We start from the raw sequence: 25,041 nt of genomic DNA, 5'->3' as shown, positions 1-25,041 counted from the left end.
CCCGTCCTCCATTTGGGGGACTTCCGCGTTGGCCACGTTCGCCGATCTTCTGCGACCAGCCGGATGCAGCACTTCATCTGCTGCGCCATACTCCTGAAGTCCATCCCGGCGAGGGAGATCGCCGGGCACATATCCCTCTGATTGCGTCGCCCCCCCAATGGCCCCTCTGGTCCCCGTTGTGCCGTCCTTCTGGTTTGGCGAGCCGGGCGGTGGTGCGCGCCGTCTCCTGCATGCTGGCTTCGCCGTGCTCCTGCTCGGCTTGTGCGCCACGGCACAAGCCCTTGCTCCCGATCGCGCCTTGTCGCAGCTGCGGCATGACCGATGGACTCCCGACCAGGGGGCGCCGGCGCAGGTCATGTCGATCGCGCAGACGCCGGATGGATTCCTCTGGCTAGGATCGCGCCAGGGCCTGTACCGGTTCGATGGGCTGCGCTTCGAGCGGATTACCCGGATCGCAGGCGAGGCCATGGTCGATGACGACATCCTCAACCTGTTCGCCGACGAGGACGGCAGCGTCTGGATCGGCTATGTCAGCGGCGGCATGAGCCGCATGGCCGGACAACGCCCGGCGAACTACCCGTATCAACGCGACGATGTCCCCATCGGTTCGGTGATCGGGTTTGGACGGGACGCGACTGGGCGGCTGTGGGCAGCCACGTCCGGCACGATCGTGTATCTGGACCTGGCCACGGATACATGGAAGACCTCTGCGGCTATGGACTTCGATCCGGCGTGGTCGCCGCGGCGCTTGTTCATCGACCGCGAGAAGGGCGTATGGGTCGCCTTTTCGGACGGAGCGCAACACGGTATCGCGCACCTGGCGCCCGGCGCGACGCGGTTCGAGCGCATGCCGCAGTCCATCGAGACTCCTTTTTTCGACCAGGCGCCGAACGGCACGCTCTGGGCGGCGGACGAATGGGGCGTACGTCCGCTTGCGCAGGCGATGCCGCGGCCTGGGCACGCCGGGGCCACGGCCAGCTGGCTCGCACCGGATTTCAAGGGCGCCGGCCTTCGCTTCGACCGCGACGGCGTGATGTGGCTCGCCACCGCGGATGGAATCGCGCGCGTACGCGATGCTGCCAAGCTGCATGCGCCGGACAAGGCCCATCCCGCGCCGTCGCCGGAATACTTCGGCACCGCGCAGGGATTGAGCTCCGAGGTGGTGTGGACGCTGTTCGAGGATCGGGAGGACAACCTCTGGGCCGGCACGGCCAATGGCCTGGATCGCTTCCGTGGGAACGTGCTGGCCGCGATCCGCCTACCGCGGCGCGAGCAGGCATTTTCGATAGAGGCGGATCGCGCGGGCCGCATCTGGACGGGCAATCCCGACCAGGGACCGATGCGCGTCACTCCGGATGCCGACCAAGCCAGCGGTGCGCTCGTGCAGGAAGTCCGGGGCGCGGATGACGGCGTGACCGCACTGCATCGCGACGGCGCCGGAAACCTTTGGGTCGGGGACGCGAACGGCGGGTTGTGGCGCGCCGATGGGGCAGGGCTTCGGCCTGTTCCGCTGCCGCCGGAGGTCGCCGGTGGCGGCAGGATCGTGACGATGGCCAGCGATCACGCAGGTGGACTGTGGCTGAGCAAGGTCAATGGCGGCTTGCTGCGGTTCCACGAGGGAAGGTGGGAAGCACAGAACGCCAGGTACGGCATGGCACCGGGCACCGCGCCGCGGGCGCTGGCGGAGGACGCGCAGGGTCGGATCTGGTCCGACGCGGGACAGACGATCCGGGTGTTCGAGCATGGCGCACACCGCGATTTCGATGAAGATGGGCCGGGTGTCGGTCGCATCGCGGTGCTGCGCGCCTGGAAGGGCGAGCTCTGGATCGGTGGCGTGCAGGGCGTGGCGGCGCGCATCGGCGAGCGCTTCCAGCGCCTGCTCGGACGCGATGGCGAAACGTTCGAACGCACAGCCGGCATGGTCATGCTGGCCAATGGCGAGGCTTGGTTCATCGGGCGCCCCGGCATCACCCGGGTGCCCGCTGGCGAGATGGCACGCTGGCGCCTGCGGCCGTCCTATCGGGTCGCCTTCGAGCGCTTCGGGGTGCTGGATGGCCTGCGGGGCGCAGCGGAGCAGAGCGGAGCCTCGCCGGTCGCAGTGGCCGACGGCCAGGGGCGGGTATGGTTCGCGACCAGTCGCGGCGTCCATTGGATCGATCCGCGGCAGCTCCAGCACGGCAATGCGAGTCCAGGTGCTGCGCCCGTCGTGCTGGCCGTGCACGTCGATGAAAAGACTCTACCGCTCGCATCGCCGCTGACCCTGCCGGCCGGTAGTCGTGACCTGCGGATCGGTTACACGGCGCCCTTCCTGCGCCGGCCCGAACAGGCCCGGTTCCGCTATCGTCTGGATGGACTGGACGATGATTGGCATGACGCCGGCGCTCGACGCCAGGCGTTGTACAGCCGCCTGGCTCCGGGCACCTATCGGTTCCGGCTCATGGCCAGCGACGGGGCACAACTGTGGTCCGGACGGGAAGCGGCGTTTACTTTCCAAGTGTTGCCAGCGTTCTGGCAAACCTGGTGGTTCGCACTGGCCTGCCTGGTGGTCACGCTGCTGCTGGTCTGGTGGCTGGTGCGATGGCGTGTGGCGATCGCGCGTGAGGGCCTGCAGCGGGCGTACCGTGCCCGTATCGGCGAGCGCGAACGTATCGCACGCGATCTGCACGATACGCTGCTGCAATCCATGCAGGCGCTGGTGTTCCTGGTGGATGCCGCGCGCGGGCGGCTCGAACGCGGCGACGGCGAAGCGGCCAAGGCCGGGCTTTCCCGCGCGGTACGGGAAGCCAATGCCGGGCTGGTGGAAGGCCGTGACCGTATCCGCGACCTGCGGCAGCAAGGGGCGGAGCCCCAGGACCTGGAAGCGGCCCTCCGCGACCTGCCGAAGACACTCGACATGCCGCCGGATTTCGCCTACGAATTCAGTACGCGGGGCAGGCCGGTCCGCTGGCATGCACCGGAGCAGGACGAGGTGTATCGAATAGTGCGCGAGGCGGTCGCCAACGCGGCGCGCCATGCCGGTGCCAGGTATCTCCGCGTCCGCGTGACCGGTGGATGGCTTGGCGTCCTGGTGGAGGTCCAGGACGACGGTTGCGGGATCGAAGCAAGACTCCTGAAACGCGGCAACCGGGATGGCCACTGGGGACTGACCGGCATGCGCGAACGGGCGAGACTGTTGGGGGCAACGCTATCGGTGACATCCAGGCCGGCGGAGGGCACGGTCGTGCGGCTGCGCCTGCCGCGCTGGCGCGCGGGAAGAGGCGTTGGAGTTTAGGTCGGGTTTCGGCTCTATCTACTCAACGAGGGGCGTCGTCACCAATACCCCAGCAACCATGAGTCCTGCAGCTGTATCCGACCTCGGCTATCATCCCCCGCAATCTGATGTGAGTACGGATATGGAAGTGCGACTCACGCGCGAGCAGGTGCTCGCGCTTGCGCCTGATGCATCGTCAAGCAAGGCGGCCGGTGGTCTGGCCACAGACGGAAAGTGGGGCCTGCTCGGTGCCGACGCCGAAGCCCTGTGGGGCGAATGCCAAGGCAGCGGCGCCAATCCATACCAGACCCAAGTGGAGCTGACCACGCTGGTGAGCCGCTGCTCGTGCCCCAGCCGCAAGTTTCCTTGCAAGCACGGCCTGGCATTGTTGCTGCTATATGCCGCCGGCAATCCGCGCTGCGTGCCAAGTGCGCGCCCAGCCTGGGTGGAGGAGTGGATGCAGGGCCGTCGCGCCCGTGCGGTCCGGAAGGAGGAGGCCGCCGCCAGCGTGTCTCCGCCGGATCCGCAGGTGCAGGCCGCCGCTGCCGCCAAGCGCGAACAGGCGCGCTGGTCGCGCATGGAAACCGGTGCGGCAGAACTGCAGCGCTGGGTGGCCGACCAGTTCCGCCAGGGGCTGGCCAACCTGGGCGCGGGCTTCGAGCAGGAAGCGCAGCGCATGATGGCACGCATGGTGGATGCCCAGGCCCCGGGACTGGCCAGCCGGCTGGAACGGGCGCTGGGCGAGGGCGGACGCGACCTTGCCCAGCTGGCCGAACTGGGCGAGTGCCTGGGGCTGTTGCAGCTGCTCACCCAGGCGGTGCCCCGCATGGACACCTTCAGCGCAGCGCGCCAGGCCGACCTGCGCACTGCGCTGGGTTGGCCGATGGAGCGCGAAGCGGTGCAGCGAGAGGGCGAGACCGTGCGCGATCGCTGGCACGTGCAGGGTCAACATGTGATTGAACAGCCAGGCAACTTGGTGGAGCGCCGCGTGTGGCTGCATGGCCTGGAAAGCGGGCGGGCCGCACTGCTGCAGGACTACAGCCACGGTGGGCGCGGTTGGGAGCAGCACTGGCGCAACGGCCATGTTCATGCGGGCACGCTGCATTTTCACGCGGGCACGGTACCGCTGCGCGCGGTGCCGGGCGAGATGGAAGCGGGTATGGACGCAGGTACAGCGCCGCCGCGCGAAGATACGCTGGACGCCGCCGCGCAGGCGTACGCCATCAACCCATGGCTGCCACAGGTACCCATGCGCCTTGGGCAGGCGCATGTGGCGCACGATGGCCGCAACGCCTGGGTGCAGCACGCCGAAGGCACGCTGCCGCTTCGGCTTCCGACGATGCAGGGCTGGGCGCTGATGGCGTTTGCCGGTGGCCACCCGCTGTGCCTGATGGGCGAGTGGGACGGCCAGGCGCTGCTGCCACTGACCGCATGGAACGCGACGGGCGAGCGCTGGGAAAGGAGCGGGGCATGAGCGAGGCATGGTTGAAGCCGGCCCTGCTGGGCATAGACCGCCCGCAGGCCATTCCCGCCGCAGGCGCGCTGGGCGAAGTGCTCGCCGCCGTGGCCACGCAGGAAGACGCCGCGCTGGGCTACAGCCAACAGGTGGGCGTCCTGGCCGCCTGCCGGCGCGCCGCCCTGCGCATGGCCGCGCCGGTGGCTTTGCCGCCGCCTGCGGAAGTCGATCCTCTGGTGCTGCCCACCGGCCACGCCTGGGCACCGCTGTTGAAGGGGCTATTCACCAGCGCACAGCCGTCGCCGTGGATGAAGCGCGCCCGTTACGAGGCCTGCTTGCAGTTGGCCGCACACAACCGGCACCTGCCAGTGGCGGTGCTGCCGCAGGCGTTGGAAGCCGGTGTCCGCCTGAGCGCGTTGCGCCCCGGCCTGCGCCCGGTGCTGGGTGTACGCGGCCGCTGGCTCGCGGCCTGCAATGCAGACTGGGCCTACGCGGCCGATGCAGTGGGCGAAGCGGAGGCACCGACGGACCTGGAGCAGGTGTGGAACGAAGGCGCGTTTGATGCGCGCCTGCTGGCCTTCCGGCAACTGCGTGCGCACGACGCCGAGGACGCCCGCGCGCGCTTGCAGGGCACGCTGAAAGACCTTTCCGCGCGCGAACGGGTGGACTTCGTCGCTGCGCTGCAGCCGCAGCTGAGCGAGGCCGACGCGCCGCTGCTGCAGCCGCTGTTGAAGGACCGCAGCCGCGAGGTGCGCATGCTGGTGGGTCCGATGCTGGCTCGGCTGCCGCCCACGCCGCACGCACAGTACGTGCAGGCGCAAATACTCAACTTGCTGCAGCACCAGCCCGGCGGGCTGCTGCGTCGTATGACCTGGAAGCTGGAAGCTCCCTCGGCGGCTGATGCCGGATGGGCCGAAGCCGCCATCGACGGCAAACGCCCCAACAACGATATGTTGGGTGAGCGTGCCTGGTGGCTCTATCAGCTGGCGCGCCAGCTGCCGTTGGCCTGGTGGTGCCATACCCTGGAAAAAGCGCCGGCGCAGGTGCTGGCCTGGGCTCGTACCACGGACTGGTATGACGCGCTGTTGCGCGCCTGGCTGGAACGTGTGGACGCCAGCGAACCAGAATGGGTGGAAGCCCTCATTGGTGTGGAGCAGCGGCACATGAGCCTGGGCGATCTGCTGGCCATGCTCCCGCCGACGCAACGCGAACGGCACTGGCCCACCAGTGCGGCCGAACTTCAACAAAAACGCCTGTTCGGCGAAGTGTTGGACAGCACCGGCCTCGGCCAGACGCTCAGCGCGACTTACTCGCAGCAGCTGGCTGCCGGGCTGGGCGCGCTGTTTGGCGAAGAGTCCCTGCGCTACGACTACACCCTGCGCGACGCGCTGCTGGAACTGTTGGCCGTGCTTCACCCCTCCGTGCTGTCGCACGTGCAGGTGGCCGACGCACGGGCCGACGCCACCGAGGCCATGCACGACTGCGTGCAGCAGGCACGCCAACTTCTGGCCTTGCGTCAGGCGCTGCATTCCGCTTTCTGATCATCACGACCTTTCATTGGAGCCAACATGAGCACTGCCGTCCTGCGCCAGCACGCCGAACACCAATACGCAGAAGAGTTGGAAGAACTGCGCCGCCAGGACACCCGCCAGCGCCCGGCCAACTGGATGCTCTCGCCGTGGGCGGTGGTGACCTATCTACTGGGCGGCACGCTGGAAAACGGCTTTGTGGTCAGCCCCAAGTACATCGGCGAGCGTCGCCTGATGGAAGTGGCCGTGGCCACCATCGCCACCGACCGCGCCCTGTTGCTGTTCGGGGTGCCGGGCACGGCCAAGTCGTGGGTGTCCGAGCACATGACCGCGGCCATCAGCGGCGATTCCACCCTGCTGGTGCAGGGCACGGCCGGCACCAGCGAAGAGCAGATCCGCTACGGCTGGAACTACGCGCAGTTGTTGGCCCACGGCCCCAGCGAGAAGGCGCTGGTGCCCAGCCCGCTGATGAACGCCATGCGCCTGGGCAAGATCGCGCGCATCGAGGAACTCACCCGCATTCCGGCGGATGTGCAGGATGCGCTTATCACCGTGCTTTCCGAAAAGACCCTGCCCGTGCCGGAACTGGGCAGTGAAGTGCAGGCCGTGCGCGGCTTCAGCGTGATTGCCACGGCCAACAACCGCGACAAGGGCGTGAACGAACTTTCCAGCGCGCTCAAGCGCCGCTTCAACACGGTGATCCTGCCGGTGCCCTCCAGCGAGGAAGATGAAGTGGCGATCGTGGTCAAGCGCGTGGCCGAAATGGGTGTGGCGCTGGACCTGCCGGCCGAACCGCCGGCACTGCAGGAAGTCGCGCGGGTGGTACGGATTTTCCGCGAGCTGCGTAACGGCGTTACCGAAGACGGCAAGGCCAAGCTGAAGAGTCCCAGTGCCACGCTTTCGACCGCCGAGGTCATTTCGGTGATCAACAACGGCATGGCCCTGGCCGGCCACTTCGGCGATGGCGTGCTGCGCCCGGGCGACATGGCCGCCGGCATGATCGGTGCCATCGTCAAGGATCCGGTGCAGGACGCGCTGGTGTGGAAGGAATACCTGGAAACCGTGGTGAAGGAACGCGACGACTGGAAAGACCTGTACCGCGCGTTCCGCGATCACGTCTGAGCGGCCGGCGCCAATGAGCGAAGGCATCTCCCTTTTCGGCATCCGCCACCACGGCCCGGGCTGCGCGCGCAGCCTGCTGGCTGCGTTGGAGGCGCTGCAGCCGGACTGCGTGTTGATTGAAGGCCCGACGGGTACCGAGGCGTTGCTGCCGCACGTGTTGGAGGCGGGCATGCAGCCGCCGGTGGCGTTGCTTTCCTATAGCGTGGACGACCCGCAGCTGGCGGTGTTCCATCCCTATGCGCTGTACTCGCCGGAATGGCAGGCCATGAGCTGGGCGTTACGCAACGGCGTGCCGGTACGCTTCATGGACGTGCCCCCGGCGCTGACGCTGGAATGGCAGGCGCAGGCCCGCGCGGACCGCCTGGTACCGGAGGCCGCCGAAGCGCTGGACGCAGCGGATGAAACAGCGGTGCGGCCCCAAGGCGATGCCGGATCTGCCGCTGAAGAAGACGCCGAAGCCCGCCCGGCCGACCCACTGGACTGGCTGGCGCGGGCCGCCGGCCACGCCGACGGCGAGGCGTGGTGGAACTACATGGTGGAAGAGCGGGGCAACGGGCAGGGGCTGTTCGACGCCATTGCCGAGGCCATGGCAGCCGTGCGCGAGCACACACCGGAACACCCCGGTCTTCGCGGCGAGCACGAGGTGGTACGCGAGGCGCACATGCGCACCGCATTGCGCAGCGCCAGCAAGGAATTCGCGCGCGTTGCCGTCGTGTGCGGGGCCTGGCACGTGCCGGCGCTGCAGCCGGCCGCCCTGCGCGCCAACAGCACCACGGCAGACAACCGCCTGCTCAAGGGCATGCCCAAGCGCAAGACGCAGAGCACCTGGGTGCCGTGGACCTACCGCCACCTGAGTGCCGAAAGCGGATACGGTGCCGGCGTGGACGCGCCGGGCTGGTACGACCACCTGTGGCGCAACGCCGGCTCGCACGACCAGCGTACCGTGGGCTGGTATGCCCGCGTGGGCCGATTGCTGCGCGAGCACGGGCTGGATTGCTCCCCGGCCCATCTCATCGAAGCCACGCGCCTGGCCGACACCCTGGCCGCGCTTCGCGGCCATCCTTCGCCGGGGCTGGAAGACATTGCCGAAGCCAGTCGCGCCGTCATCTGCAATGGCGACGACGCGCCCATGCGGCTCATCCGCGAACGTCTCATGGTGGGCGACGCGCTGGGCCAGGTGCCCGAAAGCGTGCCGGTGGTACCGCTGCAGCGCGACCTGGAAGCCCAGCAGAAACGCCTGCGCCTGAAACCCGAGGCGCTGGAAAAAACGCTGGATCTGGACCTGCGCAAGGACAACGACCTGGCGCGAAGCCACTTGCTGCACCGCCTACGGCTGATCGGCATCGAATGGGGGAGGCTTGCGCGCACCGGGCATTCGGTGCGCGGCACCTTCCACGAAGTCTGGCAGTTGGCGTGGCAGCCGCACTTCCTGGTGGATCTGGTGGAGGCCAGCCGCCACGGGCAGACCCTGCTGGACGCCGCTTCCAGCAAGGCCATCGCGCAGGCGCGCAAGGCCGAAGCGCTGCCGGAACTTTCCGGACTGGTGGACCAGGTGCTGCTGGCCGATCTGCCGCAGGCGGTGCGCGCCATTGCCGCCGAGCTGGAGGCGCGCGCAGCCACGGATGCCGATCCGCTGGCCCTGCTTGGCGCACTGCCGCCGCTGGCCAACATCCACCGCTACGGCAACGTGCGGCAGACCGAGGGCGTGCAGGTGGCGCACCTGTTCGACAGCATGCTGGAACGTGCGGTCATCGGCCTGACCCTGGCCCTTTCCAGCTTGGACGAAGCGCGCGCCGAACAGGCCCGCACCGTGGTGCTGGATGCCGACCGCGCCATTGGCCTGCGTGACGACGCAGGCGGCAGTGCCGGGTGGCAGCATGCATTGCAGCGGGTGGCGCTCTCGTCTTCGTGCAGCGCGCTGCTGCGCGGCGTCGCGCTGCGGCTGCTGTTCGACACGCAGGCGGTGGCGGCCGACACGGTGCACGTGCAGCTGCAGCAACAGCTTTCGCCAGGTGCCGAGCCACTGCAAGCCGCGCAGTGGCTGGATGGCTTCCTCAACCGAAACGCCACCGTGCTGCTGCACGATGATGCGGTGTGGCGGATGATCGACGAATGGGTGGTGGCGCTGGACGAGGCGCAGCTGGTGCGCGTGCTGCCGCTGGTGCGGCGGACCTTTGCCGCCTTCGAGGCCGCCGATCGCCGTGACCTGGGCACCCGTGTGAAGCGGGCCCCGGTGCAGAAACCCGCGGCCGTGCTGGCCCCGGACTGGAACCTGGCACGCGCCGAACGCGCGTTGCCGATGCTGCGCGAACTGCTCGGGCTGCCCGCATGACCGATACCACCGAAGCACTGGACACCCCCACCTCGCGCGAGCAGCGCTGGCGATTGATTCTGGGCCAGGAGGCCGATCGCAGCTGCGGCGCGTTGCCCAAGAACCTGCAGGGCATCGACCAGGCCCTGGCCGCGCTGTACGAACCTGATGGCCCCGGCGGCCTGGGTCGCCGCGGCGGGCGCGGGGCGTCTTCCCCGAATGTGGCCCGCTGGCTGGGCGACATCCGCCGTTATTTCCCGTCATCCGTGGTCCAGGTGATGCAGCGCGACGCCCTGCAGCGGCTGGATCTCACCCAGATGCTGCTGGAAAAGGAAATGCTGGAGCAGGTGCAGCCCGACGTGCACATGGTGGCCAACCTGATCGGCCTGAGCCGGGTGATTCCGGCAGAGACCAAGGACACCGCACGCATGGTGGTGCGCAAGGTGGTGGACGACCTGCTGCGCCAGCTCGAGGAGCCCATGCGCTCCGCAGTGACCGGCGCACTGGACCGCGCCCGCCGCAACCGCCGCCCGCGCCTGGCCGAGATCGACTGGCACCGCACCATCCGCAGCAACCTGCGCCACTGGCAGCCGGAACTGCGCACCGTGGTGCCGCAGGAGTTGGTCGGCTATGGCCGCAAGGCAAGAAAGCCGCAGCGGGAAGTGCTGCTGTGCATCGACCAGAGCGGTTCCATGGCGGCATCGGTGGTGTATTCGAGCATCTTCGGCGCGGTGATGGCCTCGTTGCCGGCGGTGGCCACGCGTCTGGTGGTGTTCGACACCGAAGTGGTGGACATGAGCGAACAGCTGGACGACCCGGTGGATCTGCTGTTCGGCGTGCAGCTGGGCGGCGGCACCGACATCCACCGCGCGGTGAGCTACTGCCAGGGCATCATCCGTGAACCGCACAACGCCATCCTGGTGCTCATCTCCGACCTGTACGAGGGCGGGGTGGAAGACAACCTGCTGGCCCGCGCCCGCGAGCTGCTGGAGGCCGGCGTGCAGTTCATCGTGCTGCTGGCACTCAGCGACGAAGGCGCGCCGTCCTACGATCGAACCTTGGCCGGCAAGCTGGCGGCACTGGGCGTACCGTCGTTCGCCTGCACGCCGGATGCATTCCCGGGCCTGATGGCCGCTGCGATCCGCCGCGACGACATCAACCAATGGGCAGGCGGGCAGGGGCTGTTGACGACGCGTTGAGGCCTGCACTGGATCGCGCAGCAATGCATGGTGCACAGACGGGGCAGGGCAGCGCGAACGCAGTGCGATTAGGGAGCGTTATCAGGGGTAACGAGGACGCGCGAACTGGGCCACGGTGAGAAATCCGGAAACGCGATCGGAAGTGCACGTTGCGTATTTCTGTTCCTCAACGTCCTCGAGGCCAGGCTGATTGGACGCGATATTCCAGCCGAGATCCTTCCGTCAGGGCACCTGACGACGATCATGACCCCTGGCGGATAGGATGCCTCGCTCGTCGGTTCCAACTGACATTTTGGCTCAGCAAAAGTGCCAGATACCCAGCCGGTTCGGGCCAGACTTACGAGGCGCCTTCAGTATGCTCGGACTGCGGCGGCAGCTGAGTCAGCGCTGAGGCGTTCGTCGTGTAGTCCTTCGCCGACCGCGGCGCTTCCTCAGCCTGTCACGGAATGATTCGGTTTCCTCGAAGCCATCCTCTGTGGACTGAGCACGTGATGCGATTTGGTGCTTGGGTGGGCGATAGGTAGCCGCCAAGCGTGGACCACGTCACGATGGTACCCGGGCCAAGCAAAGCAGCACACCGGCCAGACTTTGCTGCCGCATGGACCCCTCCACTGAGCTATCGCCTCGCGACCTTGGAGGCGTGATGTCGGAATCAGGAGAGCAAAGACGGCATTCAATTGCCTCCGTCTCCTACGCGCTGCTCAGAAGCCCCTGACCAACTGTAACCATGCCCGTGCGGAGCTGCGCTTGCCGAGCAATGTGGGTGTGGCGCCCACCGGCGTGGCCAGTTGCACTTGCGCCTGCCAATGGCGCGTGCCGACCCAGCTGAAGCCGATGCCGACGCCATCGAGGTCGAATTGATTGCGGCCGGCGATCCACGGGTCGGCATTGACGCGCAGGCTGCCATGGTCGACAAACAGGCTGCCCTCGCAGCGGCCGGCGCAGTCGAACGGCAGATGGTGGCGTAGCTCTACTGTGCCCAGCCAGCCGCTGGCGCCGGCGATGCTGGAGACGTCGTATCCGCGCACGCTGTTCGACCCGCCCAGCAGGAACTGCTCGGAGGAGTCGAGGTTGCGGTTGCTGTGCTGGCCGCTGAGGCTCACATACACGCGGGTAGCGGCACTGAGGTTCTGCAGGCGGGCGAGGCTGGCGTTCCAATGGGTGTAGCCACCTTGTGTGCGTGCGGTGGCAGCGTCGGCGGCCGCTGCCGCGGCGTTGGCGAAGCCGAGCCGGCCGTGGCCGAGGCCGAGGCTGGCGCTGGTCAGCCCGCCGCCGCCCCAGTCGTCGCCGTGCTGGCTGACGACGCTGGCTGTCCAGTGATTGCTGTGGCGGTCATTGCGCAGGGCGGTGCTGTCGATGCGGTCGCGCAGTTGCTTGCGGTCGAACTGCAAACGGACGTCCAGTCGGCTGTCGTGCGTGCGCACCAGCGGCTGCGACAGCCAGGCACTGGAAACCCCGGCGGTACCGTGTGCATCCAGCGCATCGAGCGGACCACCCAGCGCATAGGCCAGCATCGAATACGCGGCGCCGAGCCGGGTGCCACGCCCGTTCAGGGTGAACTGATAACCCAGCCGGCCGTAGCGCAGGCCGCGGCCGGAGGTGAGCGTACCCAGGCTGAGCTGGTCGCCGTGGCGCATCGGATTGTTGATGTCTAGATAGGCTCCCACGCGCAGGCGGCCGGTGTAGCGGCTGCCTGCGGTGTCGGCGACCAACTGGCCTTGCAGAGTTGGTTCGGCGTCGGCCTGCACGTCAAGGGTCGAGGTGCCCGGTTCTGTACCGGGGCGCAGCGTGGCGTGGGGTTCCACGCCGGGCAGGTCGCCGAGCAGCAGCAAGCGGGTATACAGCGTGGACTGGGTGACGACTTCGCCGGAGTGCAACGGCGCCAGCGTGGCGCGCAGCAGGCCGTCGCCGATGCGGCTTTGGTTGGCCAGTTCGATCTGGTCGTAGCGCGCCTCGACCACCTGCAGGCGCACCGTGCCGCCGCTCAAGGTTTGCGCCGGTACCAGTGCGCGGGCCAGCGGGTAGCCGTGCGCGTGGTAGTAGTCGGTGATCCGCTGCGCCAGCGCGTTGAGCTGGGTCAGGGTCTGCGTTTTCCCTTCGCCGTCGGCGACCAGCGCATGCAGGGTTGCGTTGTCGAAGATGGTGTTGCCTTCCACCAGCAGGTGCGTCACCGCGAACGGGGTGGCGTCTTCAGTGGTGTTGCTGGTCGGCGACTCGATCACCAGGCCGGGTGCGGCGACGGGTTTCTCCAGCGGCTTCGGCGGCACTTGCTGCAGGATCTGGCCGCTGTTGGGGATCGTCTGCGCTCGCGTGGCCAGCGGCAGGGCGAAGCAGGCCAGTGCAAGCGGGGCGAAGCGAAAGCTGAACGGTGACGGCATACGGTGATCCTTGCGCGGGGCGCGGGATGTGCGGGTTGCGTAATTCACGGCAGACGAACTCCACCGTTGACGATGCGCACATCCGGCGCATACGGCGCGTGGACAGCATCGGTGTCCTCGGGGGATTGCTGCAGCCCGGCGACGGTGCTGACGACAAGGCGTGGCGCGCTGCCGTCGACCACATGTAGCGCGGCGGCGTTGCCTGGTGCCTGCTCAAACAGATAGTTGAGTGCGGACAATCCGCTGCCGTCGATGGCGTACGGCCCGGCCGGGCTGGCCGCGGTGGCTGGCGTCTGCCATGTCAGCGTGCCGTCGGTGGCATCGGCCAAGGTATCGCCACCGACCAGCCCGGTTACGGCACGGCTCAAATCACCCGGCATCTGTCCGATCTTGAAGTGGGCGGTATCCGCGCGGTATGTCAACGTCGCGGGCGTGACATCGGCGGTCGTGGTCGCGCTGGTTTTGTAGCTGTAGTTATTCGCGTCGCTGCCGCTGGCCGTGATACCGAAGACGCTGACGGTTTTTCCGGTACCGACATTCTTGTTGAGGAAGTTGCCGGTACCGGTGAAGTTCACCGTATCGCCGGACAGCACGCCGGCACTTGCCAGCGTGACCGCATCGGCCGTGCTGCCGTCGTAGACGCGGCTGGTACCCGTGGCATCGACGATGATGCCGAGTTGACTGATGTCGGCCGTCGTGTTCGCGGTGGTGTTGTAGCTGTAATTGCCCGCATCGGCACCGCTGGCGGTGATGCCGCTGACGGTGACGGCCTTGTTGCTGCCGGCGTTCTTGTCGGCGAAGGCCGCCGAGGCGTTGCCGAAGGTGACAGCATCGCCCGCCACTAGGCCAGTTGTGCCCAGTGCTGTGATCGTCGCGGCCGTGCTGCCGTCGTAGACCTTGTCCACACCGATCGCGTCGACCGTGATCGTCTTGGCGGTAATGTCGGCGGTCGTGTTCGCGGTGGTGTTGTAGCTGTAATTACCCGCATCGGCACCGCTGGCGGCGATGCCGCTCACACCGACCGCCCTCGCCGTACCGACATTCTTGTTGAGGAAGTTGCCGGTACCGGTGAAGTTCACCGTATCGCCGGACAGCACGCCGGCACTTGCCAGCGTGACCGCATCGACCGTGCTGCCGTCGTAGACGCGGCTGGTACCGGTGGCATCGACGGTGATGCCGAGCTGGCTGATGTCGGCCGTCGTGTTCGCGGTGGTGTTGTAGCTGTAGTTGCCCGCATCGGCACCGCTGGCGGTGATGCCGCTGACGGTGACGGCCTTGTTGCTGCCGGCGTTCTTGTCGGCGAAGGCACCGGTGCCGTTGAAGCCCACCGTGTCACCGACGAGGATGCCGGTGCTGACCAGTTTTACCGCATCGGCGGTGGTGCCGTCGTAGACGCGATTGGTACCGGTGGCACCGACGGTGATGCTCCGCGCGGTGATGGTGCTGCTGCTGTTGTCGACGTAGGTGACGGCATAGTTGCCGCCGCTGTTGCCGTCGCTCACGGTGACGCCGTTGATGGTCACGTGCTTGCCGATGCCGACGTTCTTGTCGGTGAAGGCGAAATTGCCGCCGCTGAGGGTGTCGCTGCCGAACAGCGTGCCGCCGCTCACTACCGCTGTGCCGATCGCGCTCAGCCCGCCATCGTAGGTTTTGCTGACGTTGCTGCTGCTGACCGTCAGCGCGGCCTGACCCACCGAGAGGCTGCCATTCCTGTAAGCGATGGCGTAGTTGCCAGCGGTGAGGCCGTCAGGCGTGATCGTGTAGCCGCCCGCGTTGGTGGCACCTTGCGCATCGCCGGCATAGCCCAGCGCGCCGCCGAGTACCGAGGTGGTCTCGCCGTTGACAAAGCCGCTGTAGGTGACGCCGTGGCCGCCCGTGTAGGCGAGGCCGTTGTAGGTCTTGCTATCGTCATTGGCGGTGACCGTCAGCGCGGCCTGGCCCACTGTGAGGCTGCCATTCCTGTAAGCGATGGCGTAGTTGCCAGCGGTGAGGCCGTCGGGGGTGATCGTGTAGCCGCCCGCGTTGGTGGCACCCTGCGCATCGCCGGCATAGCCCAGTGCGCCGCCGAGTACCGAGGTGGTCTCGCCGTTGACAAAGCCGCTGTAGGTGACGCCGTGGCCGCCCGTGTAAGCGAGGCCGTTGTAGGTCTTGCTGTCGTCATTGGCGGTGATCGTCAGCGCGGCCTGACCCACTGTGAGGCTGCCATTCCTGTAAGCGATGGCGTAGTTGCCAGCGGTGAGGCCGTCGGGGGTGATCGTGTAGCCGCCCGCGTTGGTGGCGCCTTGCGCATCGCCGGCATAGCCCAGCGCGCCGCCGAGTACCGAGGTGGTCTCGCCGTTGACAAAGCCGCTGTAGGTGACGCCGTGGCCGCCCGTGTAGGCGAGGCCGTTGTAGGTCTTGCTGTCGTCATTGGCGGTGACCGTCAGCGCGGCCTGACCCACTGTGAGGCTGCCATTCCTGTAAGTGATGGCGTAGTTGCCCGTGTTGAAGCTACCGCCGATAGCTGCGTTCGACGTGATGGTGTACGGGCCGCCGGTGACGCCGGCGCTTGCCGCGGCACCGGCGCTGGTGAGCGCGACATCGCCGATGGTTTCGCCGTTCTGCAGGCCGCTGGCCGTGAACTCGTTGCCTGCAAACGTGAGCGTGTCACCGTAGGTCTTGCTGGCGTTATTCGCCGTGATTGTCAGGATGGCCTGGTTCACCGTCAGTGCGGCGGCGTTACCTGTCGCTTGCGCGAACGTGTAGTTGCCGTAATTCGCGGTCAGGCCGCTGCCGTCGATGGCGTAGTTGCCGACGTTGCTGATGGCTGTGGCACCGGTAGCGAAACTGGCGGTGCCGGTGGTGGCGTTGGCCAGGGTCTGGCCGTTGACGAAGCCGGTCACCGTGCCGGTCAACCCGCTCGGCGTGTTGCCGTAAGTCGTAGTGGCGGTATCGGCCAGATAAGTCAGGAGGGCCGGATTCACCGTGAGTGCGGCGGCGTTACCTGCCGCTTGTGCGAACGTGTAGTTGCCGTAGTTCGCAGTCAGACCGCTGCCGTCGATGGCGTAGTTGCCGACGTTGCTGGTGGCTGTGGCACCGGCAGCGAAACTGGCGGTGCCGGTGGTGGCGTTGGCCAGGGTCTGGCCGTTGACGAAGCCGGTCACCGTGCCGGTCAACCCGTTTGGCGTGTTGCCGTAAGTCGTAGTGGCGGTATCGGCCACATAAGTCAGGAGGGCCGGATTCACCGTGAGTGCGGCGGCGTTACCCGCCGCTTGTGCGAACGTGTAGTTGCCGTAGTTCGCGGTCAGGCCGCTGCCGTCGATGGCGTAGTTGCCGACGTTGCTGGTGGCTGTGGCACCGGTGGTGAAACCGACGGTACCGGTCGTGGCGTTGGCCAGGGTCTGGCCGTTGACGAAGCCGGTCACCGTGCCGGTCAACCCTGTCGGCGTGCCGCCGTAGGTGGTAGTTGCGGTATTGGCCAGATAGGTCAGGGTGGCTGGGGCGATGGTCAGCGTGCCGGGCGTGAAAGCGATGTCGTAACCCATCTGGCCGGAATACAGGTCGCTAGTCAGCGCGTAGCTGCCGGCATTGGTCGCCGGGGTGCTGGTTCTGGCGTTGGCGTCGCCCAGAATCAGGCTCGCATCCACACTGCTCGCTGGCCGCCAGTGGCTCGGCGTCAGCGTGCCGAGGATCGAGCTGCTGCTGCCAGCAAAGGCGGTGCCGTTGTAGAACGTGCCGATATTCACGGTGAAGACCGCCAGGCCCGTCATGAAGGTACGCAACAACGGCGCGGTGTCACCCGCGTAGATCCGCCAGGCCGCGGAGCTGCCGCCGACGGCACTGATATCCGTGCCCCAGGCCGCAAAACTGGCCGGGTCCATCATCTGTGCGGTGGTGAGGCCGGTGCCGCCGCCGTCACTGGTGGATTGGCCTGTGGTTTCCGTGTCCCAGTAACTGCCGATGATGGTGCCTGCGGCGTAGAAACCGACCAGACCACCGACATAGTTGTTGCCGCTGACCGCCCCGGTGGCGTAGGTGTTTGTGATCGTGCCGCCCGGTTCGTTGGAGCCAACCAAGCCGCCGACGTAGTTGCCGCCGCTGTACAGGATGCCGTTGACCTCCCCGGTGGCATAGGCGTTCGTGATCGCGCCGAGGTTGCTTCCGACCAGCCCCCCGACATAGTTGCTGCCTCTGACCGGCCCGGTGGCATAGGTGTTGGTGATCGTGCCGCCCGCTTCGTTGAAGCCAACCAAGCCGCCGATGTAGTCGCGTTCGTCGGAGGTGAAGCCGTTGACCATCCCGGCGACATAGGTGTTTGTGATCGTGCCGCCGTTGTCTCCGACCAGGCCGCCCACGTAACTCTGCCCTGCAACCGACCCGCCGATCAGACCGAGATTGCGGATCGCGCTGCCGTTGCCGGTGACGCCGAACAGGCCGACGTAATCGGTGTTCGGCCAATTGATGGTCAGGTTGTTGATGGTGTGACCAAGGCCATCGAAGACGCCGGTGAACGCTGCGCCTGAGGCGCCAATCGGCCTGAAGCCGTTGTAGGCAAAGATGGGCCGGCCTTGGGCGTCCAACTCGAGGCCAACCCATCCGCTCGAGGCGCTGGCGTCGATGTCGTTGCCCAGCACATAACGGCCGGCGAGGCCGGTGTTCACGCCCTGCAACTGATTCAGATCCTGGATGACGGTGTAGAGGTTGGGCCGGTTGCTGCGCGTCACGGTGCCTGCGGGCAGGTCGTTGGTGTTGAATACCTGATTGCCGGACATGCTCAGCAGGTATGGCGTGGTCTGGTTGCCGACGTTGCCCCACCTGGCGGCCGTGAAACCTCCGGGCAGCGCTGCGATCAGTGCCTTGGTAGTCAGGCCGGTACCGCCGCTGCTGGTGAACTGACCGGTGGTTTCCGTGTCCCAGTAGCTGTTGGTGATCGTGCCGGCATTATTGAACCCAATGAGACCGCCGACGTTGCTGCCGGTGCCGCTGACCGCACCAGTGGCATAGACTTGGCTGATGGTGGTGCCGGATACGTTGTTCCCGACCAAGCCGCCGACATAGTTGCTGCCACTGACTGCGCCGGTCGCATAGGCTTGGTTGATCGTGCCGCTGATGTTGTATCCGACCAGACCGCCGGCGTCTTTGCTGCCGCTGACCGTACCGGTCGCATAGGCTTGGCTGATCGGGCCGCCGTCGTTGATCCCGATCAGGCCGCCGACCTCACCGCCGCTGCCGCTGACCGTACCGGTCGCATAGGCTTGGCTGATCGAGCCGTGGTTGTTGTACCCGATCAGGCCACCGACGGTGGCCACGCCGCTGACCGCACTGCTGGCATAGACTTGGCTGATCCGGCCGCTGCTGTCGTTGTATCCGACCAGGCCACCGATGTCGGCACCGCCGCCGGAGCCGACGTCGGCACCGCCGGGATTGCCGTTGATCGCACCGGTGGCGTAGGCCTGGCTGATCGTGCCGTAGTTGTACCCGACCAGGCCGCCTACGTTGCTTTGCCCCTGAATCGACACGCCAAGCAGGCCGATGTTACGGATCGTCGTTGTGGTGTAGGTGTAACCGAACAGGCCGACGTTGTTGGAGCCGGGCCGGTTGATGGTGAGGCCACTGATGGTGTGGCCGAGGCCGTCGAAGGTACCGGTGAACATCTTGGAATCGGTGGCGTTGAACCTGTGGCCGATCGGCACGAAGCCGGAGCCGATGGCAGAGCCGAAGGCGGAATCTCCCCAGTTGGCCGTGGCGCTGGCGTCGATATTGGCACCTAGCGCGAAATAGCAAAAACAGTTGAGGGCGCCGCTGATGCCTTGCAGGTCCGTTCCGGACGTGCTGCCGGGGGCGCCCAACGTCGTGATGATGGTGTACGACTGGCCGTTGATTTTCAGCGTGTTGCTGCCGCCGGTGAAATCCACCCGGCCGCTCTGGCCCGGCATGGTACTGACCATGTTGACATTGACGGTGCCGCCGCCAATCGCCGCATCGCCGCCGTTGGCGGTACTGGGATTCAGCGCGAGGCCGGCGCTGCCGCTGGCCGTCATCACGGCGTTGATATCGACATCGTGGGCGGCGGTGAGCGTGAGCGTGTTGGCACCCCAGTTCACTACATCATTGACGTAGATGTCGCCGCTGCCGCTGGCGTTGGCGCCTTGGCTGGACTGAATGGTGACATTGCCACCACCAAGCTGGCTGCCCAAGGTGCTACCGCTTATGTCGCCACCGCTGAAGGCGATGGTGAAATCGTGCGGATCGATCAGCCAGGTGCCGGCGTTGCCCATGGCGGCCAGGGTGGTGATCTTTGCGCCGTCGGCCACCTGCACATGCGCCGCCGAGGTTTCGACAAAGCCGCCGTCGCCGCCATTCGGCGCGCTGGCGTCCAGCGTGCCGTCCACCTGCGTGGTGCCTGCTTCCATGCCGCCGAGCAGCACGATCCTGCCGGCGCGGTTTTCGACCGTCCGCGCCTGGATCGTGCCGCTGTTGTTGACCACGCTGGCCAGCAACGAATCCTTCGCGCCAGCGCTCATCAGCACCTGGCCGCCGTCGGCGACGATCAGCTGCTTGTTCTCGGCCAGCGCGTTCAAGGTGCTGGCGTCGATCTGCATGTCGAGCAGGTGGTTGCCGTCGAAACTCAAGGTGACCGCGCTGCCGCCGGCCAGCGCCACGCTGCCGGCAGGCGCGTGGATCGCACCCTGGTTGGACACCGCGTGGCCGAGCAGGGCCACGTAGCCGCCGGGCGCAGCGGTGATCGTGCCGAGGTTGGTCACGCGGCCGACGCTTGCGCCGGTAAAGTGCAACGTGCCGCGACCCAGCTGGCTGTCGCTGACGTCGAGCGTGCTGGCGACCAGGCCGCCCGCGTTGACCTGCGCGCCTTGTCCAAACAGCACGCCATTGGGGTTGATCAGGAACACCTGGCCGTTCGCGTTCAGGTGGCCGAGGATCAGGCTGCCGTTGGGGTCGGCAATGCGGTTGACGGCGATGGACTGCGCGTTCGGCTGCAGGAAATTGACCGTGTCCTGCGCACCGATGTTGAAGCTCAGCCAGTTCAGTGACAGGTTCTGGCTGTTCTGCTGGATGGTGGTGAGGTGATCGCCGTAGTCGATACGGCCGCTGCCGGCGCTGACCTGACCGCCGGTGGGATGGGTCGAGGATGCCGTCGACGTGGTGACCGTCGGCGCGAGCGTCGGACGAGCGGCGGCGATGGCCGCCGCCGGACGGGCGGCGGCCATCGCCGTAACGCCGGTTGGCGCGGTAGCGAGGGCCAGCATCGGCAGGCTCAGGGGTAGCGCAGCCCAACCGGCCGGGCGCGTGCGGCGCGATGTCGAGGTACGCCCCGCCTTGCCGCGACCGCGGGCGAGTTCGGAAACGACCAGCCAGGTGCGACGGACCTGGCTCCAGACCAGCCGGTAGACGTGATTCATGCGATTCCCCTGTGGTGCAACGCAGATTTCCCCGGGGCAAGCTTCTCTTGCACAGGCTCGATGACCGGGTTGGTTAGCTGGGAATTTTGCGCGCGAACGCACAGGCGACTTGATCGGCTGTCTCAGTTGGGAAGGGGAGGTTGGGGGAATGACGACGTCGGGGTGACGAGCAATCGCTTGCGACGGCAAGGCCACAGTGGAGGAGCGGTTCGCTTTTGCGGGGCAATTGCCAGCTTCGCTGCTGTAAAGCGCCACCCACCTTCGCGGGAATGACGACACGGGGAACGAGGTTTTCGTTGGCAAGACGGCAGGCGATAGCGAGTCGATACGCCGGGCCTGGCGCTGGTTCGATGCGCCAGTAAGCCTGAGGGCCAGCGGGGGAGGGTGTTGCGGCATGCCACGACAGGCGGCGACAGGCGGGGATAAAAGCGGGCGCGCGTCCTGTAGCATGAGCGCGCGCGGACGGGGGCCCGGGATGACCAGCAACAGCACAAGCCATGTCGAGGTCGAGGCAAGCGCTCGCGCGCCGATCCGCCACCACTTCAGCACACGCGACGTCGCACGAACGCAGCAACTGGTGGCGTGGCGTGATCGAACCTCCTCTTTTCTCGATATAGCGGTGTCGCACGCACAGGTGGCTGACGGGTTTCGCGCCACGCTCGACCATTACCTGGTCGATGGCATGAGGTTTCTCCACGCCAGCACCGACCCGATCACGCAGACCCGCACGGCGCCACAAATTTCCACGGACACCATGCGCGATTATGTTTTTCACGTGCTGCTGGTGGGGGGCGGCGGCGTCGAAACCACAACCGGTCTGTATCCGCGGCGCAAGGCGCTGCAATCCCGGCCAGGCATCCTGGCGCTGGACATGGGCCAGACGATGCGCATGGAGCGGGAGTGCAGGAGCCAGGTCATGGCCTTGTTCCTGCCGCGCGCACTGGTGGAATCGGTGCTGCCCGATGCGGAATCGCTGCATGGCCGCGTGATCGACTACGCTTCGCCGTGCGCGCGCATGTTTCTCGGCGAACTGGAGGCGCTTTCCAGCAGCATCGATACGATGAGCGTGGCTGAAGCCCGCTCGATGATGGCCACATGCGCGCACCTGATCCTCGGGGCCTTCGCCAAACAGTGCGGCCTGAGTGGCGACGCGCGCGCCGCGATCCGCGCTGCGGTGTTCGGGAGGGTACGGCAGCATGTCGAGCACCACTTGCACGAGCCGGAACTGTCGCTGGAGAGCATCGTCGATGCATCGCGGCTGTCCCGCGCCGCGCTGTATCGCCTGTTCGAGCATGAAGGCGGCCTGGCCACCTACATCCGCAATCGCCGGTTGCGCGAGGCCGCGGACGAACTCATCCGATTCCCGAAGGCGCCGGTCGTGGAGATCGCTTACGGCCTGGGATTCAGGAGTGCAGCGGATTTCAACCACGCGTTCCGCCGCGCGTATGACATGCCGCCCCGCGACTTCCGTGCCCTGGCCCGCTCGCGCGAAAGCCGGGCATCAGGCCAGCGGTCCGTCGCTTCCATCACGCCGTGAATGGCAAGGACTGGCACTTGCAGACCGCCGGACATGCGTCGCCCTTAGCGCGTGGAGTGGGGCACTTCAGAATTGAATTCGCCTTCTACCGTCTGTTTTGTGGCGTTTCCATTGGATGAACCAGTGACCGGAGTTGGCCGACCTGAGACATTCCCGCCATGCGAGACGATGCGATCAGCAACAGAGCAGGCTGAGGCCACCATCCATGATGCAGATTCGGCGCAGCGCCAGAACTGCCCGGCGAAATGTGCGGGGAGGGACGGGAGCTTGGATTGGGTGATTAGGGAGCGTTATCAGGGGTAGAGCGAGCGTCCGCTTCTGGTCGAAAGCGGACCTCAGCGGAATGAGTTTCCGGGGAGAACCTCGAGCTCATGGCTGCCGCGGCAGTCGACCATCGTGTCAACGCCGGGCTGCGGCATGAAAGACCAGGCTACCAGCTGCCCCTCATCGGCCACCGATGCCAGCATCTCCAGCAGTTCTACTAGCTAGGCGCCGGTGGGACTAGGCCGTTCGCACGGGGATCAGCTCGAGAAACACGCGGCGTTGGCTGTGGCCCACACCCATGAGACCAGCGTTTATCGCTAGGCTGTCCGTCTTTCAGGCAGGCATTGTGGCATAGTGCTGGATAGTCAGTGCTCTAGCACCAGGAAACTGTCCATCATCGATCGGAAGTCATGTAGGTTCTTGTAGATGGACTTCCGGATCCTATTGGACGTGGCAACCGCTTCTTGGTATTCCGCACTCTCAGCTCCCTCAAATGGACGCGCATTGTTTAGCATCCTTCGGGTCTCACGCGCTTCCGACAGGTCCACCAGTTCCACGTACAGTTTTTCAGAAACGAAGTCATGGACTTCTGCTCCGAACAGATACCGCGCTTCAGCCATGGGTCCGAGGAGGTTGAGCTCCTTGTTCGCGCCGTTGTGGCCGAGCGCCTCGATCGCCGCTTGGTTCAGTTCCTTGAAGACGGCCAAACGCCGTTCATACAGATCGAGGCGAAGCTTGTTACGTGCAGTTTTCGCTTGCTGTTCGGCTGTCTTCCATTGACGCCAGGCGATGAGCGCGGCAATCGTGCCCACCGCCAGAGCAACGAGTGTCTGTCCAAGCGCAGTGAAGAAGCGGATCTGCAAGTCCGTCAACCCAGCCACTGTCTCTATATTCACGATAATGTACCTTTAGGTCATGGTCGGATTATTCCCTTGGTGGAGATCCTCCACAAGGTTCGCAGTTGGTTTCCTGGAATGGCTAGGTGTTTAGTGTCGAAAGCGCCGTGACAAAAGCTTCTGGTGAACATCGTTAAGATAGCCGTAGCAGAGTCGACTTTGAGGCCATGCTTCTGCCGACGTGCACCGATGAGACCAAGACGGTGATCGACCAGATTTTCGCGTATGCTGAGTGCCTCGCGGCCTACCGCAGACTGGTCAGTGGCGCAGAGATGGGCATGTCATTATCATCATGCCCGGCTAAGTTTTAGCCCCGCATTTCTGGATGCGTCGAGAGCAATGGACGGTCTCGATTGGATCGTGCCATGTTGGTTGCGTCTCTTGCGTCCGTTTCTGGCCGAGGGCGGATATTGAGCGGGGGGAGGTAAGTTGGATTTATCGAATTGAAGGGCCTAAGTGGGGCTCAGGCGTCTTGGATAAAAAATTGGCTTCTGGGGTGCGCTCAGCCATCCACAGGCCGGCAGCGGAAGAGGGGCTAATCGGTGCTCACAGACGAACTTCTTGAACAACTGCGCTGTAAGGGCGAAGGGTCTGACCTCGATTACAAGTCCGAGCGGCCAGCCTTCATCAAGGCAAGTGAGGAGGATAAGTGTGAGTTGCTCAAGGACATCCTTGCTTTCGCCAATGCCTATCGAGATGGTACGGCCTACATCCTCTTCGGCTTTAAGGAGAACGTGCCCCATCCGGCGGAGGTGGTGGGGCTACCCTCTGAGGGCGCCATTGACGACGCCAGACTCCAACAATTCGTCAACGAGAAGCTGGAAACTAAGCTTCACTTCCGTTACGAGGAGCGACTGTTCGACGGCAAGCACGTGGCGGTGTTAAGCATTCCCAAGCAGCCGCGGCCGTTTTATCTCGCAAAGCCCTACGGCAAGCTCGCAAAGGAAATGGTCTACGTCCGGAGGGGCAGCGCTACCGGAGTTGCCAGCTTGCGCGAGGTGGCCATGATGGGGGCGGCCAATACAGAGCGGCCCACCCCTAAGCTGGAACTGCTACTGCTGGACGAGCGGGGGCAGCCACTTGCGAGTCAGCTGGATCGTGTCTTCTATCAATTCCCTGTCGACATTCCCGACTACGAATCAGATCCGGGACCTTTTTATCAGATCCGATACGAAAATCATGACTTCTATCGGGATGGAGCGGAATACAGATCCGCAATGGGGCGATTTGTTGGTGTCAGTCTGACCTTGGCCAATCGATCTGACTTCTCCTTGAGCAATGCGAAGTTGGAAGTCAGGGTTGATTCCGTCGATGGTGCAGTAATCGAGATGATGCGGTTCGATGATCTCCCAGATGAGCCAGAGATTTCAGGGATCGGGCCCTATATCGGACGCAGCATAGTGGAGCGACTTCAGGAGCGCGTGCACATCGATGGTCGAGGCCAACAATCAGTCGGCCATGTCCTTCTTGGGACGGTACGGCCGGGGGAAGATGCGCGCTGCGAGCAGGACATCGCCCTGCTGCCGTCGCTACCGGGAACTTACGAGCTCTATGTCCGGATCCTCGCTAGCGAGGTGGGGGCGCCAATTGAGTGGCGCCATACCTTGGCCATCAATGGCCCCGTTGAGGTACTGGATCTCGAGGGGCTTCAATCGCTGCTCTTCCAAGACCTTACAGACAAGCTCGACAAGAACTGACGGCT

General features: G+C 65.8%; 11 protein-coding genes. 8 read left to right on the top strand and 3 right to left on the bottom strand.

Annotated elements, in window-relative coordinates:
• The first annotated feature begins 355 nt into the window (after window positions 1–355).
• From VDQ83_RS02950 to VDQ83_RS02925, 6 genes are read left to right on the top strand one after another with little or no spacing between them, the layout of a single operon-like run.
• The gene (locus VDQ83_RS02950; RefSeq protein WP_455433792.1) at window positions 356–3,271 is read left to right on the top strand and encodes a sensor histidine kinase; all 2,916 of its coding nucleotides are present in this window, start codon (window positions 356–358) and stop codon (window positions 3,269–3,271) included.
• A gap of 58 nt (window positions 3,272–3,329) precedes the next feature.
• A complete protein-coding gene (locus VDQ83_RS02945) occupies window positions 3,330–4,724 on the top strand; it encodes an SWIM zinc finger family protein (RefSeq protein WP_455433791.1) in 1,395 nt (464 codons plus the stop codon).
• Window positions 4,721–6,247, top strand: a complete 1,527-nt coding sequence (locus VDQ83_RS02940) for a DUF5691 domain-containing protein (protein WP_455433790.1) — start codon at window positions 4,721–4,723, stop codon at window positions 6,245–6,247. The genes VDQ83_RS02945 and VDQ83_RS02940 overlap by 4 nt, the downstream gene beginning before the upstream one ends.
• Before the next feature lie 27 nt (window positions 6,248–6,274).
• Window positions 6,275–7,357 (top strand): ATP-binding protein, encoded by a 1,083-nt coding sequence (locus VDQ83_RS02935; protein ID WP_263398351.1) that lies wholly within the window; start codon window positions 6,275–6,277, stop codon window positions 7,355–7,357.
• Window positions 7,358–7,370: 13 nt separating this feature from the next.
• On the top strand, window positions 7,371–9,689 hold the full coding sequence (locus VDQ83_RS02930) for a DUF5682 family protein (RefSeq protein WP_455433789.1): 2,319 nt from the start codon (window positions 7,371–7,373) through the stop codon (window positions 9,687–9,689).
• The gene (locus VDQ83_RS02925; RefSeq protein ID WP_455433788.1) at window positions 9,686–10,867 is read left to right on the top strand and encodes a VWA domain-containing protein; all 1,182 of its coding nucleotides are present in this window, start codon (window positions 9,686–9,688) and stop codon (window positions 10,865–10,867) included. Before VDQ83_RS02930 ends, VDQ83_RS02925 begins: the two co-directional genes overlap by 4 nt.
• A gap of 701 nt (window positions 10,868–11,568) precedes the next feature.
• Here VDQ83_RS02925 and VDQ83_RS02920 read toward each other — a convergent pair.
• Together VDQ83_RS02920 and VDQ83_RS02915 are read right to left on the bottom strand one after the other, a co-directional pair.
• Window positions 11,569–13,245 (bottom strand): ShlB/FhaC/HecB family hemolysin secretion/activation protein, encoded by a 1,677-nt coding sequence (locus VDQ83_RS02920; protein WP_455433787.1) that lies wholly within the window; start codon window positions 13,243–13,245, stop codon window positions 11,569–11,571.
• Between the two features lie 44 nt (window positions 13,246–13,289).
• Window positions 13,290–20,642 (bottom strand): MBG domain-containing protein, encoded by a 7,353-nt coding sequence (locus VDQ83_RS02915; protein WP_455433786.1) that lies wholly within the window; start codon window positions 20,640–20,642, stop codon window positions 13,290–13,292.
• A gap of 475 nt (window positions 20,643–21,117) precedes the next feature.
• Here VDQ83_RS02915 and VDQ83_RS02910 point away from each other — a divergent pair, with 475 nt between their 5' ends.
• A complete protein-coding gene (locus tag VDQ83_RS02910) occupies window positions 21,118–22,179 on the top strand; it encodes a helix-turn-helix domain-containing protein (RefSeq protein WP_455433785.1) in 1,062 nt (353 codons plus the stop codon).
• 629 nt (window positions 22,180–22,808) lie between these two features.
• Here the strand turns inward: VDQ83_RS02910 and VDQ83_RS02905 are convergent.
• Complete coding sequence (locus VDQ83_RS02905) at window positions 22,809–23,339, bottom strand: hypothetical protein (RefSeq protein ID WP_455433784.1); 531 nt, start codon at window positions 23,337–23,339, stop codon at window positions 22,809–22,811.
• A gap of 542 nt (window positions 23,340–23,881) precedes the next feature.
• Between VDQ83_RS02905 and VDQ83_RS02900 the strand changes: the two genes are divergently transcribed.
• The gene (locus VDQ83_RS02900) at window positions 23,882–25,036 is read left to right on the top strand and encodes an AlbA family DNA-binding domain-containing protein (RefSeq protein WP_455433783.1); all 1,155 of its coding nucleotides are present in this window, start codon (window positions 23,882–23,884) and stop codon (window positions 25,034–25,036) included.
• Window positions 25,037–25,041: the final 5 nt, after the last annotated feature.

This window comes from Xanthomonas sp. WHRI 7945 (assembly GCF_035026585.1).
The sequence above is the reverse complement of the archived record's forward strand: the minus strand, read 5'-3'. Positions and strand labels throughout refer to the sequence as shown.

Bases quoted from the DNA above. Each gene is read 5' to 3' on its own strand.
- VDQ83_RS02920 (WP_455433787.1), bottom strand. From the start codon at position 13,245: ATGCCGTCACCGTTCAGCTTTCGCTTCGCCCCGCTTGCACTGGCCTGC.
- VDQ83_RS02940 (WP_455433790.1), top strand. From the start codon at position 4,721: ATGAGCGAGGCATGGTTGAAGCCGGCCCTGCTGGGCATAGACCGCCCG.
- VDQ83_RS02945 (WP_455433791.1), top strand. From the start codon at position 3,330: ATGAGTCCTGCAGCTGTATCCGACCTCGGCTATCATCCCCCGCAATCT.
- VDQ83_RS02910 (WP_455433785.1), top strand. From the start codon at position 21,118: ATGACCAGCAACAGCACAAGCCATGTCGAGGTCGAGGCAAGCGCTCGC.
- VDQ83_RS02930 (WP_455433789.1), top strand. From the start codon at position 7,371: ATGAGCGAAGGCATCTCCCTTTTCGGCATCCGCCACCACGGCCCGGGC.
- VDQ83_RS02935 (WP_263398351.1), top strand. From the start codon at position 6,275: ATGAGCACTGCCGTCCTGCGCCAGCACGCCGAACACCAATACGCAGAA.
- VDQ83_RS02925 (WP_455433788.1), top strand. From the start codon at position 9,686: ATGACCGATACCACCGAAGCACTGGACACCCCCACCTCGCGCGAGCAG.
- VDQ83_RS02915 (WP_455433786.1), bottom strand. From the start codon at position 20,642: ATGAATCACGTCTACCGGCTGGTCTGGAGCCAGGTCCGTCGCACCTGG.
- VDQ83_RS02950 (WP_455433792.1), top strand. From the start codon at position 356: ATGTCGATCGCGCAGACGCCGGATGGATTCCTCTGGCTAGGATCGCGC.